The sequence below is a fragment of the Enterococcus cecorum genome (assembly GCF_052119425.1).
Lineage (GTDB): Bacteria > Bacillota > Bacilli > Lactobacillales > Enterococcaceae > Enterococcus_E > Enterococcus_E cecorum_C.
Genome location: NZ_JBQKFH010000029.1, coordinates 23,862 through 32,272, shown reverse-complemented (window position 1 = coordinate 32,272; position 8,411 = coordinate 23,862). Strand labels below are relative to the sequence as shown.

General features: G+C 34.1%; 8 protein-coding genes. All 8 read left to right on the top strand.

Annotated elements, in window-relative coordinates; translation table 11 throughout:
* Positions 1-192: 192 nt before the first annotated feature.
* The 8 genes from ACTQZM_RS08345 (at position 193) to fliS (ending at position 8,277) form a co-directional block, all read left to right on the top strand.
* Positions 193-1,077 (top strand): glycosyltransferase family 2 protein, encoded by an 885-nt coding sequence (locus ACTQZM_RS08345; protein WP_441653471.1) that lies wholly within the window; start codon positions 193-195, stop codon positions 1,075-1,077.
* Positions 1,074-1,901 (top strand): hypothetical protein, encoded by an 828-nt coding sequence (locus tag ACTQZM_RS08340; protein WP_441653470.1) that lies wholly within the window; start codon positions 1,074-1,076, stop codon positions 1,899-1,901. Before ACTQZM_RS08345 ends, ACTQZM_RS08340 begins: the two co-directional genes overlap by 4 nt.
* Positions 1,902-1,916: 15 nt before the next feature.
* Positions 1,917-2,819, top strand: a complete 903-nt coding sequence (locus tag ACTQZM_RS08335; protein WP_441653469.1) for a glycosyltransferase family 2 protein — start codon at positions 1,917-1,919, stop codon at positions 2,817-2,819.
* Between the two features lie 192 nt (positions 2,820-3,011).
* Positions 3,012-3,827, top strand: a complete 816-nt coding sequence (locus ACTQZM_RS08330; protein ID WP_441653468.1) for a flagellin N-terminal helical domain-containing protein — start codon at positions 3,012-3,014, stop codon at positions 3,825-3,827.
* Positions 3,828-3,932: 105 nt separating this feature from the next.
* Positions 3,933-6,092: a glycosyltransferase gene (locus ACTQZM_RS08325; protein ID WP_441653467.1), complete on the top strand. Its 2,160-nt coding sequence runs from the start codon at positions 3,933-3,935 to the stop codon at positions 6,090-6,092.
* An 18-nt stretch (positions 6,093-6,110) separates the two neighbouring features.
* The gene (fliD, locus tag ACTQZM_RS08320) at positions 6,111-7,565 is read left to right on the top strand and encodes a flagellar filament capping protein FliD (protein ID WP_441653466.1); all 1,455 of its coding nucleotides are present in this window, start codon (positions 6,111-6,113) and stop codon (positions 7,563-7,565) included.
* Positions 7,566-7,584: 19 nt separating this feature from the next.
* Positions 7,585-7,893: a hypothetical protein gene (locus ACTQZM_RS08315; RefSeq protein WP_441653465.1), complete on the top strand. Its 309-nt coding sequence runs from the start codon at positions 7,585-7,587 to the stop codon at positions 7,891-7,893.
* Positions 7,894-7,908: 15 nt separating this feature from the next.
* Positions 7,909-8,277, top strand: a complete 369-nt coding sequence (gene fliS / locus ACTQZM_RS08310) for a flagellar export chaperone FliS (protein WP_441653464.1) — start codon at positions 7,909-7,911, stop codon at positions 8,275-8,277.
* Positions 8,278-8,411 lie beyond the last annotated feature (134 nt).

Below are 8,411 nucleotides of genomic sequence, written 5' to 3'. Positions count from 1 at the left end.
GGTCGACTTAATTATAGAGGAAACAGATGTCTTTTTCTATTATTATGAGTATAAAAAAAGATATTTAGTGTTATCCTCCGTTTGAGTAACAACACTAAATATCTTAGACCCCCTATTTTCATATGTCTAGCAAGTCTATGAATAAATGCTTCTAGTTTATTAAGAGATAAATCGTTGAACGGGGGAAAGAAGATGTTACCCAAAGTTAGTATTATTATTCCAATATATAATACGCAAGAATATGTAGTTGATTGTGTAGCAAGTGCGGTGAATCAAACCTATCAAAATATTGAAATTATTTTAGTGAATGATGGGACGCCTGATAATTCAATGTTATTGATTGAGCAGTATTTTAATGATGAAAGGATTTTAATCATCAATCAAGAGAACCAAGGTTTATCTGCTGCGCGCAATACCGGTATTCAATATGCAACGGGAGAATATTTCTTTTTCTTGGATTCAGACGATGCGATTGTTGATGAAACGATTGAATGTTTAGTTTCCAATATAACTACGAATGAACCAATGATTGTGATGGGCAATCATCTATGTGCAGCTAGTATCGAGCAAGCTGACTTCGATGCTTATCCTCAAGAAAAGCAAGGGAAAGAGATTACTAAAAAACAAATGTTTGATTGGATGCTTACTAAAGTAGACTATCGAAATAAGGTTAATAGTTGTACCGTTTGGGGAAAATTATATCATCATTCCATCGTTGACAACCATCTATTTCCAATTGGTCGATTACATGAAGATGAATTTGTAAATTATCTTTACCTTGATGAAGCAGAAAAAATAGTATTTGTTGATGCTCCTTTTTATTTCTACCGAGATAATTCAAAAGGTATTATGGCTAATCGTAAAATCAAGAATATTACGGATATTTTCGATGCGTATTTTGAAAAATATCAGTATTTTTTACATCGTGAGTATAAAAGCTATATCCCACAAATACTCGTAGCTTTAAGTGAATTATTAGATGTAATTGTTAGTAGTATACAATTTGAGCAGCTATCTTTAGAACAACAAATTTATTATTATACCATCTACAAAACCATTACGGAGGATGTATCATGAAAATTTCAATCATAGTGCCGATAATGTCACCTGTTAATCCATTTGATGAAAAATTGTTTACACAAACAATAAAAGAGTGTAGCGCACAAAATTATCAAGATATTGAAATTCTTGTCGTAACCAATCTGGCTAATTTGCCAAAGGATAGGATATCAAATAGGGAAATAAAATATATTGATTATCAGGAAAGCGATTTTGGAAAATTAATGGCTCAAGCGGTAAGTGCTAGTCAAGGAGACTATCTATTTTTTAAATCATTATCCGCTCGAATAGGTGAAGATTTGATAGAAGAGATGGTTGAAGCAACGGAAAATGCCCACTATCCTTTAATTAAAGTGCAAGTTGCTCATATGGAATCAAATCTCAATCTTCAAGAAAAATATGTCTTAAGTATACCAGAGGTTTTTGATTACTTAGAAATGCGCAGTATATTTCGTGACTCCCTAAATCAATTATGGACAGGTTTATACCATAGAAGTCTTTTTCAAAAAGTTCCTTATCCTCAACAAGTATTATCTGGCTATGAAGAAGTTGCCTTTAAAATGCTTGAAGCGGCTCAGCAAGTTGTTTTTCTTCAAAAGTCTAGTTATCAAGCACAAGAAGAAGTATTAAATAAGAATCTCTTTTTATTAATTGAGTCCATTCAAGCTTTCGAAAAAAGAAAAGTTGATTATCAAAAAGCTGGCTTACCATACGCCATTATGGATTACCGCATATTTTATTTGATTAATGAATTAATCAAGCATCCGTCCTTTGAACAACTTGATTGTACGAAACAGAGTTATTATCGAGGCAAATATGTGGGACTAGTATTAAAACTATAAGAGGAGGAAATAAGGATGCAGCCTTTATTATCGATTATTATACCGATCTATAATGTCGAAAAATATTTGAGACAGTGTTTAGATTCAATTACAATACAACTTAATTCACAAGTAGAAGTGGTCTTAATTGATGATGGTTCAACGGATCAGTCACGACAAATTGCTAAAGAGTATGCAACAAAATATCCTGAGAATCTTAAACTTTTTGCTCAAGAAAACCAAGGAGTAGCTGTGGCGCGTAATTTTGGGCTAAAACAAGCGCGGGGCAAATATATTTGGTTTATTGATAGTGATGATTTTATTGAAAAAGCTGCTTTAGCTGATTTAATGCCATATATCGAGCAGGCAACTGAAGAAATCATTCATTTTAAGTTGGCTTATGTATTAAACGAAGGAAAAGCGATTCCTCAAAATTATGACTTGTCGAACTTTATTCCTAGAGGGCCTTTATATAAAGCTTATTTAATTATGGAAGATTTTAATATTACTTCGAAGCTTTATCTTAGAGATTTTCTTTTAAATCTGGACTTACCGTTTCCAGAGGGTGTTTATTATGAAGATTTAATTGCAGTGTATTATGTGTTAAAAGCCAAGAGTTTTTATGAGATTCCTAAGGTTTATTATTACTATCGTCAAAGAAAGGGATCTATTATTCATCAGATAAATAATCCCAAACAATTAGATGTTATCCCGGTGATTCGTCAGTTACGGCAACTTGCTCAAAAGGATGAAAAACTAGCGATTGAAATGGAAATTATTGAAGCACGTTTTTATTATTCCTTAAAGTATGTAAAAAATATATGTGCAGGAACAACCAATGCCCAGATTTTACGACTTGAAATGATTAAGAGCTATCCTCAAGAAGTATTTCAAACTGCTGCATTACTGAAAAATCCAGCTCTTGCGGCAATGGTTTAGCATTTAGAATACTTCTAAAATTTTTTTCAAAAAAGACTTAAATAATTAGGGAAGCTACCGATTAATAATAATGTGAGAGTTAGTAAGGCAATTGTTAAAAAGTTAAAAAAAGTTATAAATAAGAACTTAAACAATTAACAAGATAACCGATAATACTCTTTGTAAAGAAACAAATTTTAGGAGGAATTCAAAATGAGAATTAACACAAATGTTGCTGCTATGAATACTTATGGTCGCTTAACTTCAGCGAATGCATCAAAAGCTAGTTCATTAGCAAAATTATCTTCTGGTTTACGCATTAATAAAGCTGGAGACGATGCTGCTGGTTTAGCTATCTCTGAAAAAATGAAAGGCCAAATCGGCGGGATGAACCAAGCAAAACGCAATGCCCAAGATGGTGTTTCATTAATCCAAACTGCTGAAGGTGCTTTAAACGAAACGCACAGCATGTTAGGTCGTATGCGTGACCTTGCTGTTCAAACACACAACGGTACTTTAACTAAAGATGATAAAGATCAAATTACTAAAGAATTTGATCAATTAAAAGCAGAAATCACTCGTGTTGCTAAAGATACAGAATTCAACACATTGACATTATTCAATGGTGATGACGCAGGAAAGAAAAAAGCTTTCACTTTCCAAATTGGTGCTAATGACAATCAAACAATCACTGTTTCTGTTGGTGGTATGAACGCTAAAGCCTTGAAATTGGATACTTTAACTGCTGGTGGAGCAAATGCAATGTCAATCATTGATAAAGCAATCAGTACTGTATCAACACAACGTTCAGAATTAGGTTCAGTTCAAAACCGTCTAGAACACACAATCAATAACTTAACATCATCTTCAGAAAACTTATCAGACGCTAACTCACGTATCCGTGACGTAGATATGGCTGAAGAAATGATGAGCTTCACTAAATCTAACATCCTATCTCAAGCTGCTACTACAATGTTGGCTCAAGCAAACTCAATGCCAAACAGCGTATTAAGCTTATTACAAGGTTAATTTCTAACTTAGACTTAAAATTTATAAAAAATAGCCGATTCTATTTAATGAATCGGCTATTTTTATTGGTCGTATTTTGGGGAAAGATTTGGAAGGGGAAGTATAATGATTACCGGAATTGAAATAAATCAGCCAACAAGAATAAATCGAATTGCCACAGGTGAGTGTTTATTAAGTATTTCGCTATTAGTCTCTAATCAGAGAAAGACGATTCGTAAATGTATGGAATCGATTCGACCACTGTTAGAGCAAGTGCCGAGTGAATTGATTATTGTCGATACAGTAGGAGAGGAAAAGAGCGATGGTTCTTTAGCGATTGCTAGAGAGTACGCTGATAAAATTGTGCATTTTACTTGGTGTGATGATTTTGCAGCAGCTCGTAATGCTGGCTTAAAAGAGTGTAGTGGTCAATGGTTTATGTATATGGATGATGATGAATATTTTGATGATGTCACGCCGCTCATTGATTTTTTTAGTCAGCCTGAACTTTTCTTATACTACCAAACAATTGAAATTGGTGGTCGCGATTATGATTCTTATAATGGGAATAGTTATAACTATCGTCAATCCATTCGGCTATTTAGAAGAGATGAGGATAGCTATTTTGAAGGCAAGGTGCATGAACATTTTGTACCAAGTCGAGTCCCATTATATACTTCAGCCGCTTTTGTCCATCATTTTGGGTATGTTCATGTTTATGATAAAACGCAACGTAATGAAGTGATTATCGATGAGCAACTAACAGCTAGAAAAGATGATTTTGTCGCCTGGCTACAGTTGATTTTAGGAACACCAGCGAATCAAGTGTTGAAAAAAATAGCATTAGCAGAGCAGGCTTTAACGTTTGCTAAAAAAGATAGTTATGAAGGTTTGGAATTCTTTCAACAAAAAGCTTTAATTGAAATTATTGCTTACTTAACTCAGTTTTATCAAGGTGTTGGCCAACTTTCAAAGGCTCAAGCGTTATTAGAGAATTATCAATATCTTGCTAATGGTAATCAATTTGTGCAAGGCTTATTTGCTTATTTACAGTTATCTAATGATTTGATTGAAGGAAATACCCTTCAAGCAGTTGCTGATTTTACTAAATTACAACAAATGGTTGCTTATTTTGAAGAAAATCAGCAAGCATTTAATGAGCTGTATACTCCGATGCATCGAGATAAGGTCAGTGTATCAACCTTAAAAACAGCTTTACACCAATTAAGTCGCCAAATTGAAAATACCCAAGATGTTGAATTACAATTGAAACTGTTTAAACAACTTAATTGGCAGTTAATCAGTTTAGATACTGTAGATTTAGTCTCACGTTTTATGAAAGCGAGTTTGTTTGTTCAAAATACACAAACCTTAAAAACAATCTATCAACATTGTAAAGCTATTCAGGAGGAGCAACTATTTATCCGGAGCTGTCAAGCGTTGATGTTTACTTTAAAATCAGAGCAAAAAGGGACATTCAGACAAATGTTAGCCACATATGCAGCAGAAAATACCTACTTTGCTTATCAAAAAGCGTTGGTACACCAAGACGAAGCCTTACTAACCTCGATTTTTGAGGAATTGAAATTCTATGAAGTGGGTGTGGAAGAACTACTCATTGAGCTGATTCAGCGAAACATTGATGTTTTAGCGTTATTTAAGACAGCTAGTTTAGACGAAATTCAGACATTTTGTCATTTTGTGGATCAGTTTTTTGCTGGCGATTTTGAAAGTGAAGCTAAATTTATTGAAAAAATAGCCGATAATTTGAGTGATAGTGCATTAGGCTTGTATATCTGTTATCAGCTATATAAACAAATGATATTAAAACCAAGTATGCCGACAGTTGAGCTAATCAATTACTTGGATAATTATCTTTCATTAGGTCAAGCATTAGTTTTTGAAATTTATAATGAAAATATTTACACTAATGAAGTGATGCTATTGCCAACTGAATATCATTGGTTAGCCTTACTTGCTCAAGCTTTGCAAGTGAAAGAACAAGGAAATCTAGCTGAATATCTCCATTTATTAAAACAAGGGCTAGAAATCTATCCAGTAGCGAAAGATTTTATTACCAAATTGATGACCTTAGCCCAAAGAGAGTTACGAAAACAACAAAGTATAGAAGACGAGCTAGCAAGACTAGCAAATCAGGTAAAAGCAGATATTTTAAAATTAATCAGTGAGGAGAATTATGCTGAGGCACGAGCGATTTATCAAGAATTGCAACAGATTGTACCAAATGATGAAAGCTTAAAAGCAATAGAACAGTTATTAAAATAAAGTAGAGGAGAGAGGATTATGGCAAGTATTACAAGTAGTTCAGGAGTAAGCAGTACTTTAGGATCGTATAGTGGAATTGGTTCTGACCAAATCGATAAATTAATTGAAGCAGAATCAGTGCCAAAACTACGAGCACAAGCGAAAGTTTCCACTATTGAAGCGCAGAAATCAGCTTATAGTGATGTGCGTAGTCGCTTAAGCAATTTATTGAATAAGCTGAAAGATTTGACCAATCCAGATACCTACACGACTAAAAAAGTGTCTTCATCGGATGAAACGATTGCGACGATTTCAGGTGATAGCCAATCTATTGCTGGGACTTACGATGTTAAGATCAGTCGTTTAGCTACTACTACTCGTTTGGTTGGAAGTCAAGTCAATACGGATTCTAAACAAGCATTAAATCAAAGTGGTACCTTAACCATTAACTCTAGTAAGCTAGATAGCTCTGGTCATGCGAAAATCTTTGATTTCTCCATTACTGCCGAAGATAGCTTAGCAACGATTGCGACGAAAATTAATAAACAGTCGACTGAATCAGGCGTTTCAGCCGTAGTGATGGATGGTCGTTTAGTTTTAAGTAATACCGAAACTGGTGCGAAAAATCTAAGTGTAGTAGATAATGCAATAGCTGATCAATTAGGCCTAAGTAGCACCAAGGCGCAAACACAAGCTGGTCAAGACGCACAATTTTCAATTAATGGTATTGATATGACTAGCAGCAGTAATACAGTAAGTGATAAAATTGATGGTGTATCTATTACCTTAAAACAAGTAACGACTGGCGATAATAGTGTTCGATTAGGTCTAGAAAATGATAATGATAAAATAGTGACAGCGGTTAAAGATTTTGTTGCGCAATATAACAGCACCTATTCATTCATTGATGACTCAATTGATGTAGGGACACCGACAACATCAACAGATACGACTAGTACCAATAAACAAGGAGCCTTAGTTGGTGATTCATTGATGATGCGCCTGCAAAGCCAGCTTAGAAGTCTCGGCACAGCCAATCCTGCTGATAGTACACTAAAAATTAATCAAATTGGAATTTCTATTGATAAATCAGGTACGATGAGCTTAGATGAAACCAAGCTGAAAAAAGCTTTAACTGATAATCCAAACGCTGTACAAGAATTCTTTAACGGTAAAGAAGCGGATACGACAACTGGTACACCAGAAACGAAAGGGTACGCGGATAAGCTGCAAGATTTATTAAATAATTATTTAGAAGACAGTGTTGGTGCAAATGGGCAAACAAATCGTGGTTTATTAAAGAGCAGAACAGATAGCTTTGAATCCTTAATCAAGGATTTAAATAAACAAATTAGTCGTTTTGATGAGCAATTGACTGCCAAACGGACGTATTATGTCAATATGTTTACTAAATTAGATACAGCGATGATGCAAGCAGAAGAACAAATGAATTATTTCTTAAGCCAAGCAGGTGTTTCAACTAGCAACAAATAATCAAAAAGGGGGTTAGTGAGTGGAGAGCGAGTTACAAAAGTTATTAGAGCAATTAAATCAGTTGAATCAACAAGAGAATCTTGAGCAAAAATTAGCTTTATTTGAACAGGTTAATGAGCGCTTCACTTCCATCGCTGCTCAAAAAACGGCTAAACTCGATCAAGCGTTGATGCTGAAAATCATTGAGGCTTATCAACAATTTATTCAAACCGCTCAAGAAAACAAAACAAGCTTATCTAAAGAGATTGCTCGTTTAAATCAAGAGAATCAAGCTTTAAAAAAATATGTACCGTTAGAGGAATTATCCGGTATAGAATTGTATTACTAATATGAGGAGAAAATTATGAGTTATCAAAAAATGCAAAGTAACTATCTAGCAAATGAAGTGATGCAAGCCTCACCAAAGCGCTTGATTGAATTATTGTTAGAAGGCTGCATTAAAAATTTAAAATTAGCGGTTATAGCAATTGATAAAGAGGATGTCAATTTAGCTCACAACAAGCTAGTTCGAGCGCAAGATATTATTTCTGAATTGCGTTATAGCATTAATGAAGAAGTCGGCGGCGAGGTTGCCCAACAATTTATCCAGCTATATGAGTATATCAATAATCAACTGGTACTAGCTAATCTTAAAAAGGACAAGGCAGTTGTTGAAAAAATTGAAGGTATGGTTGAAGAATTACTAACAACCTGGAAACAATTGGAAGTGTAATTAAACAAAAAGAGTAGAAAATTTCATTTTTTCTACTCTTCTTGTTTAAATTTTTTCAAATTTGCCGATAATAAAAGATGTAAGGATACGTTTGATATGTGAAGGAGTAACATGAGTTAAATACTAAGTAACCA